This is a genomic window from Streptomyces sp. NBC_00996, assembly GCF_045162675.1.
Classification (GTDB): Bacteria; Actinomycetota; Actinomycetes; order Streptomycetales; family Streptomycetaceae; genus Streptomyces.
On sequence record NZ_CP108723.1, the window covers coordinates 9,000,670 to 9,018,733 of the forward strand.

Annotated in this window: 17 protein-coding genes and 1 pseudogene; 4 read left to right on the top strand and 14 right to left on the bottom strand. The window is 70.2% G+C overall.

Going from position 1 to position 18,064, the window contains the following annotated elements:
- Nucleotides 1–189: 189 nt before the first annotated feature.
- Complete coding sequence (locus OG390_RS41710) at nucleotides 190–1,344, bottom strand: MFS transporter (protein ID WP_406178186.1); 1,155 nt, start codon at nucleotides 1,342–1,344, stop codon at nucleotides 190–192.
- A gap of 25 nt (nucleotides 1,345–1,369) precedes the next feature.
- On the bottom strand, nucleotides 1,370–1,732 hold the full coding sequence (locus tag OG390_RS41715) for an ArsR/SmtB family transcription factor (RefSeq protein ID WP_406175242.1): 363 nt from the start codon (nucleotides 1,730–1,732) through the stop codon (nucleotides 1,370–1,372).
- 207 nt (nucleotides 1,733–1,939) lie between these two features.
- On the opposite strand from OG390_RS41715, the gene OG390_RS41720 reads away from it, so the two are divergent.
- Both OG390_RS41720 and OG390_RS41725 read left to right on the top strand, forming a co-directional pair.
- Entirely contained in the window at nucleotides 1,940–3,421 is a 1,482-nt protein-coding gene (locus OG390_RS41720) for an AlkA N-terminal domain-containing protein (protein WP_406175244.1), read from the top strand.
- Nucleotides 3,422–3,440: 19 nt separating this feature from the next.
- A complete protein-coding gene (locus OG390_RS41725; protein WP_406175245.1) occupies nucleotides 3,441–3,923 on the top strand; it encodes a methylated-DNA--[protein]-cysteine S-methyltransferase in 483 nt (160 codons plus the stop codon).
- Between the two features lie 342 nt (nucleotides 3,924–4,265).
- On the opposite strand, the gene OG390_RS41730 is transcribed toward OG390_RS41725, so the two are convergent.
- The 5 genes and pseudogenes from OG390_RS41730 to OG390_RS41750 form a co-directional block, all read right to left on the bottom strand.
- A complete protein-coding gene (locus OG390_RS41730) occupies nucleotides 4,266–4,991 on the bottom strand; it encodes an SIR2 family NAD-dependent protein deacylase (protein ID WP_406175247.1) in 726 nt (241 codons plus the stop codon).
- 643 nt (nucleotides 4,992–5,634) lie between these two features.
- Nucleotides 5,635–7,281 (bottom strand): adenosine deaminase, encoded by a 1,647-nt coding sequence (locus OG390_RS41735; RefSeq protein WP_406175248.1) that lies wholly within the window; start codon nucleotides 7,279–7,281, stop codon nucleotides 5,635–5,637.
- Nucleotides 7,282–7,534: 253 nt separating this feature from the next.
- Nucleotides 7,535–8,026: an NUDIX domain-containing protein gene (locus OG390_RS41740; protein WP_406175249.1), complete on the bottom strand. Its 492-nt coding sequence runs from the start codon at nucleotides 8,024–8,026 to the stop codon at nucleotides 7,535–7,537.
- Nucleotides 8,027–8,048: 22 nt separating this feature from the next.
- Nucleotides 8,049–8,225 (bottom strand): hypothetical protein, encoded by a 177-nt coding sequence (locus tag OG390_RS41745; protein ID WP_406175251.1) that lies wholly within the window; start codon nucleotides 8,223–8,225, stop codon nucleotides 8,049–8,051.
- An 11-nt stretch (nucleotides 8,226–8,236) separates the two neighbouring features.
- Nucleotides 8,237–8,620 (bottom strand): annotated as a pseudogene (locus tag OG390_RS41750) (helix-turn-helix domain-containing protein); the annotation flags it as partial.
- Between the two features lie 81 nt (nucleotides 8,621–8,701).
- On the opposite strand from OG390_RS41750, the gene OG390_RS41755 reads away from it, so the two are divergent.
- Complete coding sequence (locus tag OG390_RS41755; protein ID WP_406175252.1) at nucleotides 8,702–9,025, top strand: hypothetical protein; 324 nt, start codon at nucleotides 8,702–8,704, stop codon at nucleotides 9,023–9,025.
- Here the strand turns inward: OG390_RS41755 and OG390_RS41760 are convergent.
- Nucleotides 9,022–10,098: an ADP-ribosylglycohydrolase family protein gene (locus tag OG390_RS41760; protein WP_406175253.1), complete on the bottom strand. Its 1,077-nt coding sequence runs from the start codon at nucleotides 10,096–10,098 to the stop codon at nucleotides 9,022–9,024. The genes OG390_RS41755 and OG390_RS41760 overlap by 4 nt on opposite strands.
- A 214-nt stretch (nucleotides 10,099–10,312) precedes the next feature.
- Between OG390_RS41760 and OG390_RS41765 the strand changes: the two genes are divergently transcribed.
- Nucleotides 10,313–11,467 (top strand): glycerate kinase, encoded by a 1,155-nt coding sequence (locus OG390_RS41765; RefSeq protein WP_406175254.1) that lies wholly within the window; start codon nucleotides 10,313–10,315, stop codon nucleotides 11,465–11,467.
- Between the two features lie 214 nt (nucleotides 11,468–11,681).
- Here the strand turns inward: OG390_RS41765 and pssA are convergent, their stop codons facing one another.
- From pssA to OG390_RS41795, 6 genes are all read right to left on the bottom strand, one after another.
- Complete coding sequence (gene pssA / locus OG390_RS41770) at nucleotides 11,682–12,500, bottom strand: CDP-diacylglycerol--serine O-phosphatidyltransferase (protein WP_369252715.1); 819 nt, start codon at nucleotides 12,498–12,500, stop codon at nucleotides 11,682–11,684.
- Nucleotides 12,501–12,522: 22 nt separating this feature from the next.
- Nucleotides 12,523–13,179, bottom strand: a complete 657-nt coding sequence (locus OG390_RS41775; protein ID WP_406175256.1) for a phosphatidylserine decarboxylase — start codon at nucleotides 13,177–13,179, stop codon at nucleotides 12,523–12,525.
- A gap of 169 nt (nucleotides 13,180–13,348) precedes the next feature.
- Entirely contained in the window at nucleotides 13,349–14,554 is a 1,206-nt protein-coding gene (locus tag OG390_RS41780) for an acyl-CoA dehydrogenase family protein (RefSeq protein WP_189191027.1), read from the bottom strand.
- A gap of 2 nt (nucleotides 14,555–14,556) precedes the next feature.
- On the bottom strand, nucleotides 14,557–15,069 hold the full coding sequence (locus tag OG390_RS41785; protein ID WP_399079058.1) for a MaoC family dehydratase: 513 nt from the start codon (nucleotides 15,067–15,069) through the stop codon (nucleotides 14,557–14,559).
- Nucleotides 15,070–15,074: 5 nt separating this feature from the next.
- Nucleotides 15,075–16,040, bottom strand: a complete 966-nt coding sequence (locus OG390_RS41790) for a CoA ester lyase (protein ID WP_095937577.1) — start codon at nucleotides 16,038–16,040, stop codon at nucleotides 15,075–15,077.
- The gene (locus OG390_RS41795; RefSeq protein ID WP_406175258.1) at nucleotides 16,037–18,064 is read right to left on the bottom strand and encodes a protein meaA; all 2,028 of its coding nucleotides are present in this window, start codon (nucleotides 18,062–18,064) and stop codon (nucleotides 16,037–16,039) included. The genes OG390_RS41790 and OG390_RS41795 overlap by 4 nt, the downstream gene beginning before the upstream one ends.

Below are 18,064 nucleotides of genomic sequence, written 5' to 3' on the forward strand. Positions count from 1 at the left end.
GGCTAGCCACCTGAAGGCGTGCAGGGGGCACGGTGCCACCGGGGTCGATGGGCAGTGCGCGAAGACCTCCGTGCGAGGAGACTCGACACCTCCACCACACCGGAGGTCTTCGCCATGAGCGAGCCGGCGAGTGTCGACAACGTGCGTGACCGGTACACCTGGACCCGCTCCCGACGCCGCCCCCTAGACCTAGACCCGCTCCCGACGCCGACCCCTCACACCGCCCCCCAGCAGCACCCCCACGACCGGCCCGACCGCCAGCAACACGGCGAGCACCGCGTACCCGTACGGAAGTGTCGCCGCCGTGGCGACGCCCGCGACGAGCAACGGCCCGCCCGCGTCCCCCAGTTCACGCCCCAACTCGGCGGCGCCCATCGTCTGTCCGAGCCGTTCGCGAGGTGTGCCCGACGCCAGGGCGGCGAAGGCCAGCGGGGTGATCAGACCGGTGCCGACACCGATCAGGGCCGCCGCGAGCAGCACGCCCGTCAGCCCGGGGACCGTCGCACAGGCGAGCCCCGCGGCGGCGGTCAGCAGCCCCACGCCGACGCCTGTGCGGGCGGTCAGCCGGCCCGCGTCCGACGCCCGGCCGGCGCGCGGCTGGACGAGGGCTGCGCAAGCCGCGAGGACGGACACGGCGGCGCCGGTCGCCACGGTGCCGAGGCCGGCGCCCGCGCCGGAGACGGGCAGGAAGCCCACCCCGACGGAGAGCGCGGCGGTCGCGCCCGCGAGCGCTGCCGTCGGGGCGAGGAAGGCGGCGTCGGCCAGGCGGCGCGCCAGGTCGAGCACGGTCTGCCGGGCACGCGGCAGCGGCGGCACGTGCGGCACGCCGAGCAGAGCCCATACGGCGACCACCGCGCCCAGCCCCGTGAGCACTGCGAACAGCAGTCGCAGTCCGCCCGCCCACACGAGCACACCGCCCAACAGTGGCCCCAGCGTGTAGCCGATGGACTTGTAGAAGCCGTAACTCCCGTACGCCCGCCCGTGCTTGGCTGCCGGATTGAGCCGGGCCACCAGCGCGGAGGCGGCGGGCGAGAACGCCGAGGCCGCCGCGCCCTGACCGAGCCGGGCGGCCCACAGCAGGCCGGGGCGGTCCACCACGACGTACAGCGCGGACGCGGCGGCGAAGGCGACGAGCCCGCCGAGCAGCACGGGCCGGGCGCCGATCCGGTCGGCGATCGTGCCGAACACCGGCTTGAGCAGCACCTCGGCCCCGTCGTAGAGAGCCAGCAGCCCGCCCAGGACGAGCAGCGAGGTGACCCGGTCCGCCGAGTGTCCGCCCAGGTTCGCGGCGATGCCGTGCGCCCCGAACGCGGTGGTGAACCCGGCGGCGTACAGCGGCCACATCTGTCGCGTGGGCACCGCTTTCACCTCACTCGGCCTTGGCGCTGAGGCCGAACCGCAGATGCTCCACGTGATAGACCGCCTGGTCGAGGAGTTCGGCGACATGGTGATCGTGCAGCGCGTACACCACCGAGCGGCCGCTGCGCTCGCCGACGACCAGTCCCAGGTTGCGCAGCAGACGCAGCTGGTGCGAGCACGCGGACTGCTCCATGCCGACCGCGGCGGCCAACTCCGTTGCCGGGAGCGGACCTTCGCGCAGCCGCGCGAGGATCAACAGGCGGGACGGGGTCGACAGCGCCTGGAGCGTGGTGGCCACCTTGGCGACGTTGGCCGCGTCCAGACGTACGCGCTCGGTGGCGTCCTGCACGGTGGTGACGAGTCCATGACCCATGTCGGGATCGTACCCACCTGATGTGGATATATGAATAACTTTTCATATATCTCAACGGTGCCTCGCGGGGTGGATGGTGGACGCGGGCCAGCCGCAGGCCGAACCTCAAAGGCGAAGGAAGCGGACGGGCGGCCGACCGCAGGTCCGGCGAGGTACATGTCGTGTTCTCGCCAGCCCTGCCCCCCGCGCGTGCCCGATGCTTGAGGCATGCGGAATGGGATGCACATGGACACCGAGCGCTGCGTGCGCGCCGTCCAGGCCAAGGACGCGCGCTTCGACGGATGGTTCTTCACGGCGGTGCTGACCACACGGATCTACTGTCGGCCCAGCTGCCCGGTCGTGCCGCCGAAGCCGGAGAACATGACCTTCTATCCGAGCGCGGCAGCCTGCCAGCAGGCCGGTTTCCGGGCCTGCAAGCGATGCCGCCCGGACACCAGCCCCGGCTCGCCCGAGTGGAACCAGCGCGCCGACCTGGTGGCCCGCGCGATGCGGCTGATCGGCGACGGGGTCGTGGACCGCGAGGGTGTCCCCGGCCTGGCCGTCCGGCTCGGATACAGCACCCGCCAGGTCGAACGCCAGCTCCTGGCCGAGCTGGGCGCGGGACCGCTGGCGCTCGCCCGGGCCCAGCGCGCCCAGACCGCGCGGCTGCTCATCGAGACCACCCCGCTGCCGATGGCGGAGATCGCCTTCGCGGCCGGGTTCTCCTCCATCCGCACCTTCAACGACACCGTGCGCGAGGTCTTCGCGCTGTCGCCGAGCGAGCTGCGTGCCCGCCTGCCCAAGAAGCGGGCGGGGGCCACGCCCGGCGTGCTGAGCCTCCGGCTGCCCTTCCGTGCCCCGCTCAACCCCGACAACCTCTTCGGCCACCTGGCGGCGACCGCCGTACCCGGCGTCGAGGAGTGGCGCGACGGGGCGTACCGACGGACCCTGCGGCTTCCGTACGGGCACGGGATCGTCGCCCTGACGCCGCAGCCGGACCACATCGCTTGCCGCCTCACCCTCGGTGACCTGCGCGACCTGCCCGTCGCCATCAGCCGCTGCCGCCGCATGCTCGACCTGGACGCCGACCCCGTCGCGGTCGACGACCAACTGCGCACCGACCCGCTGCTCGCCCCACTCATCGACAAGGCCCCCGGCCGCCGGGTGCCGCGCACGGTCGACGAGGCCGAGTTCGCCGCACGAGCCGTGCTGGGCCAGCAGGTCTCCACGGCCGCCGCCCGCACTCACGCGGCCCGCCTGGTCACCGCGCACGGCGAACCGGTCGATGACCCGGAGGGCGGCCTCACCCACCTCTTCCCCTCGGCCGCGGCGCTCGCCGCACTCGACCCCGAGTCACTCGCGATGCCGCGTACCCGCCGCGCCACGTTCACCACGCTGGTACGTCAACTGGCCGACGGAACACTTCACTTGGGGGTGGAGAGCGACTGGGCGGAGGCGCGCGTCAGGCTGCTGGCGCTCCCCGGCTTCGGCCCCTGGACGGTCGACGTCATCGCCATGCGCGCCCTGGGCGACCCCGACGCCTTCCTCCCCACCGACCTCGGAATCCGGCGCGCGGCCCAGGAGTTGGGCCTCCCGTCCACTCCGGCCGCCCTCACGGCACGCGCCGCGGCCTGGCGCCCGTGGCGCGCGTACGCGGTCCAGTACCTGTGGGCGACCGACAGTCACCCGATCAACTTCCTTCCCGTATGAGCCCGTTCAAGGACATCCAGTGAAACAGCACACGGTCATCGACAGCCCCTACGGCCCCCTGACACCCGTCGCCGACGACGGCGTGCTGTGCGGCCTCTACATGGTCGGCCAGCGCCACCGCCCGCCCGAGGAGGCCTTCGGCGAACGCGACGACACGCTCTTCGACGAGGCGACCGACCAGCTACGGTCCTATTTCGCAGGTGAGTTGCAGGAATTCACGCTTGAACTGCGCCTGGCCGGCACGACCTTCCAGCGCGGCGTCTGGGAACAGCTCCGCAAGATCCCGTACGGCGAGATCCGTTCGTACGGCGAACTGGCCGAGGCACTCGGCAACCCGGGCGCCTCCCGTGCGGTCGGCCTCGCCAACGGCAAGAACCCGATCGGCATCATCGTGCCCTGCCACCGCGTCGTCGGCGCGAACGGCAGCCTCACGGGATACGGCGGCGGCCTGGACCGAAAGAAGCGGCTGCTGGACTTCGAGAGCGGAGCGGCCCTCTTCTAGTGCCGCTCGGCGCGCCGGCACGTTCCGCCTGCCAGGGCCTGCCCGGCGGATCACGCCGAAGACGCGCATCAGGAGTGGTAGCCTTCCTTCGGCTTCCTTCGACCTGCCCCGCGGGACAGTCCCTAGTGCCCCGGCAGGCAACGTTCGCCTCGTCGCGACGCCCGGCACGCTCCCCCACTGCCTCAAGGGCGTGGGAGGTGCCCCCACTCGCCGCACCGGCCGAAAGCCCAAGTACACAGTACGAGGACTTCCGGCCGGCACTCCCCCAGCCTTCGGCCGGGGGGACCCCAGAGCACGCACCGGACGCCGCTCCTTGACGGGCAAACGTTGCCTGCCGGGGCACTAGGCGCTCAGCTTGCGCAGGAGTTCGGGCAGGGCGGTGCCGATCGGCTCCCGTACGACCTCGTCGGCCCGCTCGTCGTACGGCGTCGGCTCGGCGTTGACGATGATCAGCCGCGCCCCGTGATCGGCGGCGACGCCGGCGAGCCCGGCGGCGGGCTGTACCTGCAGACTGCTCCCGACGGCGATGAACACCTGGCAGGCCTTGGTGATGGCGACCGCCTCACCGAGCACCACCGGGTCGAGCCGCTCGCCGAACATCACCGTCGCCGACTTGAGGATCCCGCCGCACTCCAGGCACGGCGGGTCCACCTCGCCGGCCTCGACCCGCGCGAGCGCGTCCTCCATCGGCTGCCTGGCGTGGCACTTCGTGCAGAGGACGCTCCGCACGGTCCCGTGCAGTTCCAGCACCTTCCGCGCCGGCATCCCGGCGAGCTGGTGCAGCCCGTCCACGTTCTGCGTGATCACCCGCACCGGAACCCCGGACCGCTCCAGCTCGGCCACCGCCCGATGCGCCGCGTTCGGCTCCGCCTTCAGCGTCCGGTTCTTCCGCCGCATCTGCCACGACCGCCGCCGGATCTCCGGATCCCCCATGTAGTACTCGTACGTGACGAGCTTCTCGGCCCCGGGATCCCGCCGCCAGAGTCCGTTCGGACCGCGATAATCAGGGATCCCGGAATCGGTTGAGATACCTGCGCCACTGAGGATGGCTACTAGAGGGCTGCCCATGGGCCGAGAGTAGGACGCCTGCCTGGTCGGAGCGAGCGGATATAGGGGCGTGCCCCGAGCCCGTCGGCTGTGCCGGCCGGCCAAGGGGCACATCCGCGCACAGCCGTTGCCTCCCGGCCGTGGGAGGGGAGCGACTTCTACACCGACACACCACGCCCCTGCCTGCCACCGGCGGCGGACTCCACGCCCGCGGCAACACGGTCCTGCTCAAGACTCTGAACCACACTCACCGCTCCTCCTCACCCGGCATCCAACGCGACGGGAAACAGCGGATACGCCCCTGGCCGGGGTGAAGGCGGTTCCCTCACACGAGACCGCGCGGACTCCCGGCACGGGCGGCCTGGGCGCCCACGCTCGGAGGAGGGCGTGCCCCGCCGGGCGGCAGGAGTGCCGGAGGCGGCCCTCGTATCCCCGAACGGTCGAGGCCGGTGACCGAGGTGGCCCACAGCCGGCGGGAAGTGGGTGGCGCGGAGAGGTCTTGGGCGGGAGCTCCCATGGGGCGTCAGCCACGACAAGGAGGGCCGGGCCGGGAGGAGGGACGCCCCCGGCCTGTCCCGTCCGGATGCGCCCGCGAACCACTCCGGCCGGGGAAGTTCCCGGACGATGCGTCAGGGACCTGCCCGTGCGTCCTGTCGGTGCCGGGTCAACGTGCGCCTTCGACGGGCGCGTTGGCGGTGCGGGACGCGGTCCGTGGCGCCCTGGCGCCGAATTTCCGTTCAAAAGCTCGGAAAGCGTCCTCCTGCTTCCACTCCACCGCACCCTTGGCACTGGACGCGAGGAACTGGGCGCAGCGCTTGCCGGGAGTGGGGTCGCCGAGGTGGTCTCCGGCGCACTCCGGGACGACCTGGTAGCCGTTGCGGTCGCGCCACAGGCTGCGGCCCTTCAGGAAGCCGTACTCCACGGAAGTACGGGCCAAGTCCTTCAGCACCCCGTAGTCCAGCTGGTAGGTGAGCGCGGCCCGCTGGTATTCGCGGCTGATGTCCGTCCGCTCGACGCCGGCGTCGTCGGTGGCCAGGGCGACCGGGACATCGTATCTCCGGTACAGCGGGAAGGGGTGAGCCGGTCCCGTGACGCCCAGGATCTGCGCGTTGCTGGTGAGCGGGACTTCCACCAGCACATGCCGCCGGGCCATCAGGCGCAGCAGTTCCTGGTAGTCGTCCTCGTGGCGGATGTCGACGCCGTGGCCGATGCGGTCGGTGCGGGCGGTGAGCACCGCATCGCGGATGTGGAAGCGCAGGTCCTCAGGCTTGACCAGGCCAGGGACAAGCTCTCCCGCGTGCAGGGTGAGGGGAACGTCGGGATACACACCGCGCAGGTAGTTCAGCATGCGCATCTGCAGACGGTAGTCGGCGAGCGACACCGGACCGTCCTCGGGCTGTACGAGGTTCAGCGAGACGAAGCGGGGGTCGCGCCGGGCCAGTTCCACGCCGAGCAGCATCTGGGCGAAAACCACGTCGGGCGTTCCGCCTCGCGACACCTGGGAGATGAACCGCACCGGCAGCGCGCACCCGGCCTCGGGGCGGTCGGTATCGCAGTGCGCGGCGGTACGGAACTCCTCGAGCATCGAGTCCGTCTGACTCATCGCCTGCTGGACGACGGCGTCCATGCCACCGTCGGCCAGCAGCTTGTCGCGCAGCCGGGCCAGGTCACCGTCGTACCCGACCTTGGCGGCAAGGGCGGCAACGGCGGAGTAGGCGGGGGTCAGCATGGTCTCGAGGTAGAACTGGTGCTGCTTCGCGGCCGAGGTGGAGACCTGGGCCAGCAGCCGTCCGGGCTGGAGTCCGCTGACCGCGCCGAACCTTCCGAATGTGGCGAAGAAGTGGTCGTGGCTGCTCTCACCCTGACCGGGCGTGAAGTCCTGCATCGACCAGGCGCGGATGACCTGACGCCGGAAACCGGCGTCGGTGACGGTGTCGGCCGCCGGGCGGGTGTTCCCCGTGCAGGGCGGTGCGCTCGCGGTGAGGGTGGTCCTGTCGATGCAATAACCGTTCTCGACAGCGATTCTCAGCAGCAGCTCGGTGGTCGCCGCGCCCGAAAGGTGGTTGTGGAGGTCCGCGCCCTTGGGCAGGGCCCTGAAGAAAGTGGCCAGCGCCTCGGGACGGTCGCGTACGCCTCGCAGGTATGCCGAGACGCCGGCCTCGGCGCGAGTGGGTCCGCTCGCGTCTTCCTCCGCGGCCCGGGACGGCTGAGTGGGTGTCAGGGCGAGTGCCAATGCGGCGCCCAGGACCGGGGCGAGCCGGGTGGTGCGGCGCCGCGCGAAGGACAGGTCCGAGAGAGGCATGTCGATCATCCTCCGGCAGCAGGGTCGCGATGCGAATGTCCGACATGCCGCTTGTCACTCGGGCGACGCATCCGACTGCCGTGCGCCCGCCGTTCCGGTCGCCGACTGCACGACGGTGGGCACCGCTTCCCCCTTGGGCCGGCTCGCCGAGGACGGCCTGCCCGCCTCGGCTGAGCGATCGGTCCTCATCGCGAGGGACACCGACGGGGGGCTCAGCGCGGGGCATCGAGCCGCGGAACGTGGTGGGTTGAACGGCGCCCGGTCAGCCCACCCGATGGCCGTTCTCCAGTTCCGCCGTCCCCGTGCCCTCCGCCAGCACGTCGAGCCCGGCGAGAACGCGCCGGCCCAGGGCGCCCGGCAGATGTTCGACCAGCTCCTCGCGCGGCACCAGCCGCCAGGACAGGAGCTCCTCCTCCTGCAGGCGGATCGACTTGAGGTCGTCCTCGCCGAGGACCCCGCCGTCGTACAGGTATGCCACCAGCGGCGGCCGCGCCGTGCCGTGCACCCAGTCGACCGCGAGGAGCCGGCCGAGTTCGACGTCGAGGCCGATCTCCTCGGCCGTCTCGCGGCGCGCGCCCTGTCGCGGTGTCTCCCCGTCGTCCGACTCGACGGTGCCACCCGGAAGGGCCCAGCCCTCGCGGTAGTTCGGCTCGACGAGCAGCACCCGCCCATCGGTGTCGCGGAAGAGGGCGGCGGCTCCGGCGAGGACGCGGGGCAGGCCCGCGATGTACGTGGCGAAATCAGGAGTGGTCACCCACGAAGGGTAGCGAGACGCGTCATTCGCCAAGGGTCGCGAGCCTGCGCAGCCGTTCCTCGGACGCGCTGCCCGGCTCGGCGAAATGGCAGATCAGGCTGAGCCGGGGTGCTTCCTCCACCGCCAGGCGTACGTAGGTGACTTCGAGGTCGCCGACCTCCGGGTGCCGGTAGCGGCGTACGGAGGAGCGGAACTCCACCCGGCGTCCGGGACCTCCAGGGAGCGTTCGGCGGGCTCGGGCGCCGGAAGGCCCGCGAGCCGGAAGAGGTGAGCCCGCTCCACCTCGTGAAGTCGCAGGGCGCGGGCCAGGGCGAGCAGGATCTGCGGGGAGACATGGATGTCCCGGCCCTGTTCGAGCCAGGTGTACCAGGTCAGGCTCACGCCGGAGAGCAGCGAGACCTCCTCGCGGCGCAGCCCGGGGGTGCGGCGGCTGCCACCCGGTGGAAGCCCGGTCCCCGCGGGGTCGGCGCGCTCGCGGCGGGAGCGCAGGAACGCGGCGAGGGCCTTGCGGCCGTGATCGTCCGGTACCGGGGCGAGCGCCTCGCGAGCCTGGTCGCCGGTGCCGGGTGCTGATCCTGGTGTCGCTGCCAGCAGTAAATTCTGCACTCTTCAACGCGGATGCGGCCTGACGGAGGGTGGAAGGGAAAGCGAACCTCCTTGTGAAAGGCGGCCCTCGTGGCTGTGACCCCTCCCCGAACGGTTCTGATCACCGGCGCCACCGGCTCGCCCGAGACCCAGCACCGGTACGCGGGCGTCCTGGACGCCGTACGGGCCGCCGCGGCCCGCCAGCCACTGGGGCCGGTCGCCCCGGCCGTCAACGCCGTCGTACGAGCCCTGACCGCCCGTCGGGCCGACACGCTCTACACCACCGGACGCGACGGGCGAGTGCTCGCCCTGCTGCGCTTCCTCCCGGACGGTGTGCGCGACCGGTTGCTGCTGCGGGCGATGGGGGTGAGGGCCGGGGCGTTCAAGACCGGCCCGCCGGTACCGGCGGGCTAGGCTTCGGCCCCGACCAGCGCGACCGTGCGCGAGGCCAATTCGCTGATCCGCACCCCGTCGAAGCCGAACACCGCACTGCGGACGGTGTCCTCCAGCGGATCCTTCCACTGCGAGGGGACCGCCGATGCGCCGCACAGGACGCCCGCGACCGAGCCCGCGGTCGCGCCGTTCGAGTCGGTGTCCAGGCCGCCGCGGACGGTCAGCGTGATGGTGCGGGTGAAGTCGCCGTCGCCGTACAGGAGCCCCGCCGTGAGGACCGCGGCGTTCGGGACGGTGTGGATCCAGCCGAGGCCCGCGGTCTCCTCGGCCACCGTGCTGAGCGTGTCCTCCCAGGTCATCCGGGTCTCGTGAAGTGTGAGCACGCGATGCACGGTGCGCGCGAGACGGCTGCTCGCGGGAATGACGGTCAGCGCCGTGTCCAGGGCCTGCCGCACGGTGGGAGCGGCGAACGCCGCCGAGATCAGCGCGGCCGCCCACATCGCGCCGTACACGCCGTTGCCGGTGTGCGAGAGGACGGCGTCCCGGCGGGCCAGGGAGGCCGCGCGGCGCGGCAGCCCGGGAGAGGTCCAGCCGTAGACGTCGGCGCGGATGAGCGCGCCGATCCACTCCTGGTAGGGATTGTCGTACGTCGCCGTCAGTGGCGGTTTCAGACCGTTGGCGAGGTTGCGGTACGCCGCCCGCTCGGCCGTGAACGTCTGCAGATACGGCAGCCGCAGCAGCCACAGGTCGCCGACCTGCTCGGTGCTGAAGGAGAAACCGTGGGTCTCCAGGAGGTCGAGCCCGAGGATCGCGTAGTCGACGTCGTCGTCACGGCAGCTGCCGTGGATGCGGCCCCGCACGCATTGGCGCCACTCGGGCCGCAGCTCGAACTCGTCGTTCTGCGCGCTGTCGCCGGCGGGTTCGGGGAGGTAGTCGGTGAGCGGCAGGGCCGCGGCCTGCCGCAGATAGCGGTCGATCCGGTCCCGCGTCCAGTGGTCGCCCTGCTCGACCGGCTTGCCGAGCATGTTGCCCGCGATCCGGCCCAGCCAGCCCCCGAGGATGCGGTCGGCGAGCTCAGTGCCCACAGGGGTCATAGCTCCGGTTTACCCAATTCCGGGCGGGTACGCGCGGCATTGGGGCAGCCGGGTGCTTCCGGGGGCCGGGTGATTCAGCGAGCTGGGCACTTCCGGACGCCGGGTGATTCCGCGAGCTGGGCGGGGCATGACGGCGGGGGCTTCCTCCGGTTAAGGTCGCAGCGGCGCGACTGCCTTGACGTGAGCAAGGCCCGGAAAGCAAGGGGAATGCAAGGTGGCGGACGCTGCTGTGGATCGGACCCCGCGTGTGCTCATCGCCGCGGACAAGTTCAAGGGATCGCTGACGGCCGTGCAGGTCGCGGGGCGGGTGACGGCCGGACTGCGCCGGGTCGCGCCGCGCGTCGAGGTCGAGGCGCTGCCCGTGGCCGACGGCGGCGACGGCACCGTCGACGCGGCGGTCGCGGCCGGATTCGAGCGGTGTGAGGTGCGGGTCGCCGGGCCGCTGGGCGAGGAGGTCACGGCCGCGTACGCGCTGCGCGGGGACACCGCGGTCGTGGAGATGGCCGAGGCGAGCGGGCTGCAACGGCTGCCCGCCGGGGTCTTCGCGCCGCTGACGTCCTCGACGTACGGGTCCGGGGAGCTGCTGCGCGCCGCGCTGGACGCCGGTGCGCGCACGATCGTGTTCGGCGTCGGCGGCAGCGCCACGACGGACGGCGGAGCCGGCATGCTGTCCGCGCTCGGCGCGCGCTTCCTGGACGCGGACGGGGAGCCGGTGGCTCCCGGTGGTGCCGCGCTGCGTGACGTCGTGACCGCCGATCTGTCCGACCTGGACTCCCGGCTGTCCTCGATCGACCTCGTCCTCGCAAGCGATGTGGACAACCCGCTGACGGGTCCCAAGGGCGCCCCTGCCGTGTACGGCCCCCAGAAGGGCGCCAGTCCCGAGGACGTGGCGACCCTGGACTCCGCCCTCGCCCACTTCGCCACCGTCCTGGAGAAGGCGATCGGTGCCAAGGCCGCCGAGTACGCGGCAGCGCCGGGTGCGGGCGCCGCGGGAGGCATCGGGTACGGGGCCCTCGTGCTCGGCGCCCGGTTCCGCCCCGGTATCGAGGTCATGCTCGATGTCCTCGGGTTCGCGCCCGCGCTGGACCGTGTCACGTTGGTGATCACCGGCGAGGGGTCTCTCGACGAGCAGACCCTCCATGGCAAGGCACCCGCCGGTGTCGCCGCCGCCGCCCGCGCGGCGGGCAAGGAGGTCGTCGCGGTCTGCGGGCGGCTCGCCCTGCGCCCGGAGGCCCTCGGCAAGGCGGGCATCCGCCGCGCCTACCCTCTCACCGACGTCGAGCCCGACGTCGCGAAGTGCATCGCCGACGCCGGGCCGATCCTGGAGCGGGTGGCGGAGAACATCGCGCGCGACTTCCTGACGGTCTGAGCGGGTTTTCTTCGCCCCCTCCGCCCCTTCCCGTCCCGTACCTGTGGGCTCCGCCCCCCGGATCCCCGAAAGACTGCGCAGTTCCCGCGCCCCTGAACAGGGGCGCGGGAACTGCGCGAACAACCCCCACCCACCCGCAGCCGAAAGAGCATCCATAGCCAAAGGGCCCCGAACCGTCAGGTTCGGGGCCCTTTGATCACGTCCAACGAACGCGCTACGGCAGCTGCGCCGCTCGCGCCTCCCGGCGATTGTCCCGGAAGTTGTTCACCCTGCGGGCGGTGGCGAAGAGGGGAATCACCGCACCCATGACGAGCTGCAGCGCACAGCCCGTCTGCAGGAGCAGCTGGCCACTCGGCGCGTCGAAGGCCCACGCCGCCAGCAGACCCATGCTGAGCACGATCCAGGAGAGCATCGCCACCGCGAGGCGCCCTCGCGGCTTCGGGTACTCGACCCGGCTCACCATCAGCCACGCGGTACCGATGATCGCCATGAGCGTGGCGACGAACGGAAGCTCCAGCAGGACGATGGAGACCACGGTCAGCGCACCGAACGGCGACGGCATGCCCTGGAACGTGCCGTCCTTCACCGTGACGCAGGAGAACCGCGCCAGGCGGAGTACGACCGCGAGCAGGACCACGATCGCCCCGACCGCCGCCACCCGCTGATGCGCGTCGTCCGCGACCATGCCGTAGACCAGCACGAAGTACGCCGGTGCGAGACCGAAGCTGATCAGGTCGGACAGGTTGTCCAGTTCCGCGCCCATGGGGGAGGAGCGCAGCTTGCGGGCGACCAGGCCGTCGAACAGGTCGAAGACCGCCGCGCAGAGCATCAGGATGACGGCCGTGGCGGCGCTGTGCCGCGCCATGCCCGTCTCCTGGCTGCCGGTGAGGTGCGGGATCAGGATGCCGGTGGTGGTGAAGTACACCGCCATGAAGCCGCACGTGGCGTTGCCGAGGGTGAGGGTGTCCGCTATTGAGAGGCGGAGCGAGAGGGGCATCTCCTCCTCGTCGTCCACCTCGTCGGCCTCCGGCACCCAGCCGGCCTGGGTCTCAGGATCAATCACGGTCAATTCGAGTCACCCCAGCCACGGTCTTCTGACCGACCTCCACATCGACCTCGACACCCTCGGGGAGGTAGATGTCGACACGCGAGCCGAAGCGGATCAGACCGATCCGGTCGCCCTGCTCGACCTTGGTGCCCTGGGGGATGTACGGAACGATACGACGGGCGACCGCGCCGGCGATCTGGATCATCTCAATGTCGCCGAGCTCGGTGTCGAAGTGCCAGACGACACGCTCGTTGTTCTCGCTCTCCTTGTTGAACGCCGGAACGAACCCACCGGGGATGTGCTCGACCGAGGTCACCGTGCCGGAGAGCGGCGCGCGGTTGACGTGGACGTTGAGCGGGCTCATGAAGATCGCGACGCGGGTGCGTCCGTCCTTCCACGGCATGATGCTCTGCACCACACCGTCGGCGGGCGAGATGACCCGGCCCTGGGCGATCTCGCGCTCGGGGTCGCGGAAGAACCACAGCATGCCCGCCGCGAGCGCGGTGGCGGGTACGGCCACGGCCTTGGCGGCGCCGGAGCGGCGTGCCCGGGCCAGGCTGAGTGCTGCGGTGGCAACGGTCGGGAGAAGCCACGGCGATGCTCCGCGCGCGAGGCGTACGCCTGCCAGGCTGTCGCGTGGTGCAGAGGTTTGGCTGTGGGGCATGGATGACCTTCGTAGCGGATGATGCCGCGCTGTAACGGGGGACGGCGGCTTTCCGGGATCGTACCGGTCGCGGGCCACAACTGGGCAAGCCAGGAAGCCGAGTCGGAGGCCGAAGAGTGTTGACGGGGTGTGATCTTCTTCTCGAAGAAAACACCCCGAACCCGGACATCTAACCCTGGAGTCGATACTCTTCGAGCAACCTGCGCCCGATGATCATTTTCTGGATTTCGGCGGTACCTTCACCGATCAACAGCATCGGAGCCTCACGGTAGAGGCGCTCGATCTCGTACTCCTTGGAGAAGCCGTAGCCGCCGTGGATCCGGAAAGCATCCTCCACGACCTCCTTGCAGTACTCGGAGGCGAGGTACTTCGCCATCCCTGCTTCGAGGTCGTTTCGTTCCCCAGAGTCCTTTTTGCGTGCCGCGTTCACCATCATGGCATGGGCGGCCTCGACCTTGGTAGCCATCTCGGCCAGCTTGAACTGGATGGCCTGGTGCTGGGCGATCGGCTTGCCGAAAGTGTGACGCTGCTGGGCATAGGAGACACCCAGCTCGAACGCACGCTGTGCGACGCCGCAGCCACGTGCCGCCACGTTGACCCGGCCGACCTCCACTCCGTCCATCATTTGGTAAAACCCTCGCCCGGTGGTCCCGCCGAGCACACGATTGGCCGGAATGCGCAGTCCGTCCATGATGAGCTCGGTGGTGTCGACACCCTTGTAGCCCATCTTGTCGATCTTCCCGGGGATGGTGAGGCCGGGGCGGACCTCTCCGAAGCCGGGCTCCTTCTCGACCAGGAAGGTCGTCATCGACTTGTGGGGCGCCGTGCCCTCGGGGTGTCCTTCGTCACTTCGGACGAGAACGGCCACCAGGGTCGAAGAGCCGCCGTTCGTCAGCCACATCTTCTGACCGTTCAGGACGTACTCGTCGCCGTCCTTGACCGCCTTCGACGTGATCGCCGACACGTCCGAGCCAAGAGCCGGCTCCGACATCGAGAAGGCCCCACGCACCTCGCCGAGCGCCATGCGCGGCAGGAAGTAGTCCTTCTGCTCCTGCGTGCCGTGCTGCTTGAGCATGTACGCCACGATGAAGTGCGTGTTGATGATGCCGGACACCGACATCCAGCCGCGGGCGATCTCCTCCACGCACAGCGCGTAGGTGAGGAGCGACTCGCCCAGGCCCCCGTACTCCTCGGGGATCATCAGCCCGAAGAGGCCCAGCTCCTTGAGGCCGTCGACGATCTGCTGCGGATATTCGTCGCGGTGCTCCAGCTCGGTGGCGACCGGGATGATCTCCTTGTCCACGAAGTCGCGGACGGTGGAGAGGATCTCCTGCTGGATGTCGGTCAGACCGGCGGTCTGGGCGAGTCGCGCCATGGCTACTTCTCCTGCTGCTTCAGCTCCGGGCGGCCGGGCTGTTCGCCGCCGCGCTCCTTGATGTACGTCTCGGTGGGGACCATCACCTTGCGGCGGAACACGCAGACCAGCGTGCCGTCCTGCTTGTAGCCCTTGGTCTCGACGTAGACGATGCCGCGGTCGTTCTTCGACTTCGAGGGCGTCTTGTCGAGGACCGTGGTCTCGCCGTAGATCGTGTCGCCGTGGAAGGTCGGCGCCACGTGCCGCAGCGACTCGATCTCCAGGTTGGCGATCGCCTTGCCCGACACGTCCGGCACGGACATGCCGAGCAGCAGCGAGTAGATGTAGTTCCCTACGACGACGTTCTTGCCGAAGTCCGTCGTGTTCTCCGCATAGTTCGTGTCCATGTGGAGCGGGTGGTGGTTCATCGTCAGGAGACAGAAGAGGTGGTCGTCGTACTCGGTGACCGTTTTTCCGGGCCAGTGCTTGTAGACCGCGCCGACCTCGAACTCCTCGTAGGTGCGTCCGAACTGCATGGTGCTCAGGCCTCCGGGGCTTCGAACTTGGAAGTGCGCTGCATGCCGGCGGCCCGGCCCTTGCCCGAGATGACGAGCGCCATCTTGCGGCTGGCCTCGTCGATCATCTCGTCGCCGAGCATCGCGGAGCCCTTCTTGCCGCCCGCCTCGGACGTGTAGTAGTCGTACGCGTCCAGGATCAGCTCGGCGTGGTCGAAGTCCTCCTGGGAGGGCGAGAAGATCTCGTTGGACGCCTCGACCTGGCCCGGGTGGAGCACCCACTTGCCGTCGAAGCCGAGCGCCGCGGCGCGCTGGGCGACCTCGCGGTAGCCGTCGATGTTGCGGATCTGCAGGTAGGGGCCGTCGATCGCCTGGAGGTTGTTGGCACGGGCGGCCATCAGAATCTTCATCAGGATGTAGTGGTAGGCGTCCGCCGGGTAGCCGGGCGGCTGCTCGCCCACGACCAGCGACTTCATGTTGATCGACGCCATGAAGTCGGCCGGGCCGAAGATGATCGTCTCGACACGCTGGGAAGCCGTGGCGATCTCGTTGACGTTGTTCAGACCCTGGGCGTTCTCGATCTGCGCCTCAATACCGATCTTGCCGACCTCGAAGCCCATCGTCTTCTCGATCTGGGTCAGCAGCAGGTCCAGCGCCACGACCTGCTGGGCGTCCTGAACCTTCGGCAGCATGATGCAGTCGAGGTTCTGGCCCGCGCCCTCGACCACGGTCACGACATCGCGGTACGTCCACTCGGTCGTCCAGTCGTTGACGCGCACGACCCTCGTCTTGCCGGTCCAGTCGCCCTCGTTGAGGAACTTGACGATGGTGTGCCGGGCCCCGGGCTTGGCCAGCGGGGCACACGCGTCCTCCAGGTCGAGGAAGACCTGGTCCGCGGGGAGGCCCTGGGCCTTCTCCAGGAAGCGGGGGTTGCTTCCCGGCACCGCGAGGCAGGAGCGACGCGGACGCAGACGGTTGACGGGCGTGGTCATGCGGGGACCTCCAGGGGGTCGAGCTTGTTCGCTTTGCGGATCTCGTCGACGATACGGCCGATGATTCCGGTGATGTCGAAGTCCTTCGGGGTGAAGACCGCGGCCACTCCCGCGGCCCGCAGCTGTTCGGCGTCGGCGTTCGGGATGATCCCGCCCGCGATCACCGGAATGTCGGCCGCGCCGGCCTCGCGCAGCCTCTCCAGCACGTCCGGCACCAACTGGGCGTGCGACCCGGACAGGATGGACAGACCGACACCGTGCACGTCCTCGGCGACCGCGGCGTCCACAATCTGCTCGGGCGTGAGTCGGATGCCCTGGTAGACCACCTCGAACCCGGCGTCGCGGGCCCGCACGGCGATCTGCTCGGCGCCGTTGGAGTGCCCGTCCAGGCCCGGCTTGCCGACCAGGAAGCGGAGCTTGCCGACGCCGAGGTCCTTCGCCGTCACCTCCACCTTGCGGCGGACCAGGGCGAGCGCGGTGCCCTCCTCGGCGGTGACCGCGACGGGCGCGGACGAGACGCCGGTGGGGGCGCGGAACTCGCCGAACACCTCGCGCAGGGCCCCGGACCACTCGCCGGTCGTGACGCCGGCGCGGGCGCACTCCAGGGTGGCCTCCATGAGGTTGTCGGTGCCCTTGGCGGCCTCCTTCAGCCGCTCCAGCGCCTTGCACGGGCGCGGGTGGTTGAAGGGCGGCTGGTAGCGGGTGTCGCGCCAGTGCTGGAGCGCGGAGATCACCCGGGCCTCGACCGCAGGGTCGACCGTCTGGATCGCCGCGTCGAGGTCGGCCGTGAGCGGGTTCGGCTCGGTCGACTCGAAGATGTTGACGCCGACGATCTTCTCCTGACCGGACTCGATGCGGCCGCGACGCTCGGCGTGCGAGGAGACGAGCTGCGACTTCAGGTAGCCGGACTCGACGGCGGCCATCGCGCCGCCCATCTCCTGGATTCGCTCGATCTCGGCCAGCGACTCCTCGACGAGAGCCGACACCTTGGCCTCGATCACGTGTGAGCCCTCGAAGATGTCCTCGTACTCCAGCAGGTCGCTCTCGTGCGCGAGCACCTGCTGGATGCGCAGCGACCACTGCTGGTCCCAGGGTCGGGGCAGGCCCAGCGCCTCGTTCCAGGCGGGCAGCTGGACGGCACGCGCGCGTGCGTCCTTCGAGAGCGTCACGGCCAGCATCTCGAGCACGATCCGCTGGACGTTGTTCTCCGGCTGCGCCTCGGTCAGACCGAGGGAGTTGACCTGGACGCCGTACCTGAAGCGCCGCTGCTTGGCGTCCTCGATGCCGTACCGCTCGCGCGTGATCTTGTCCCAGATCCGCCCGAACGCCCGCATCTTGCACATCTCCTCGACGAAGCGGACGCCCGCGTTCACGAAGAAGGAGATGCGTGCGACGACGTCGCCCTTGCGGTCCTCGGCGATCTGGCCGGACGCGAACACCGCGTCCAGGACGGCGATCGCGGTGGACATCGCGTACGCGATCTCCTGGACCGGGGTGGCTCCCGCCTCCTGCAGGTGATAGCTGCAGATGTTGATCGGGTTCCACTTCGGGATGTGGTTCACCGTATACGTGATCATGTCCGTCGTCAGACGGAGCGAGGGACCCGGCGGGAAGACATGCGTCCCCCTCGACAGGTACTCCTTCACGATGTCGTTCTGGGTCGTTCCCTGGAGCTTGGTGATGTCCGCACCCTGCTCCTCGGCGACGACCTGATAGAGCGCCAGCAGCCACATGGCGGTGGCGTTGATGGTCATCGAGGTGTTCATCTGCTCCAGGGGTATGTCCTGGAACAGCCGGCGCATGTCACCGAGGTGTGAGACCGGCACCCCGACCCGGCCGACCTCGCCGCGGGCGAGGATGTGGTCGGGGTCGTAGCCGGTCTGCGTCGGCAGGTCGAACGCGACCGACAGACCGGTCTGGCCCTTGGCGAGGTTGCGCCGGTACAACTCGTTGGACGCCTCGGCGGTGGAGTGACCGGCGTAGGTCCGCATGAGCCACGGCCGGTCCTTCTGGCGCTCTGTCAT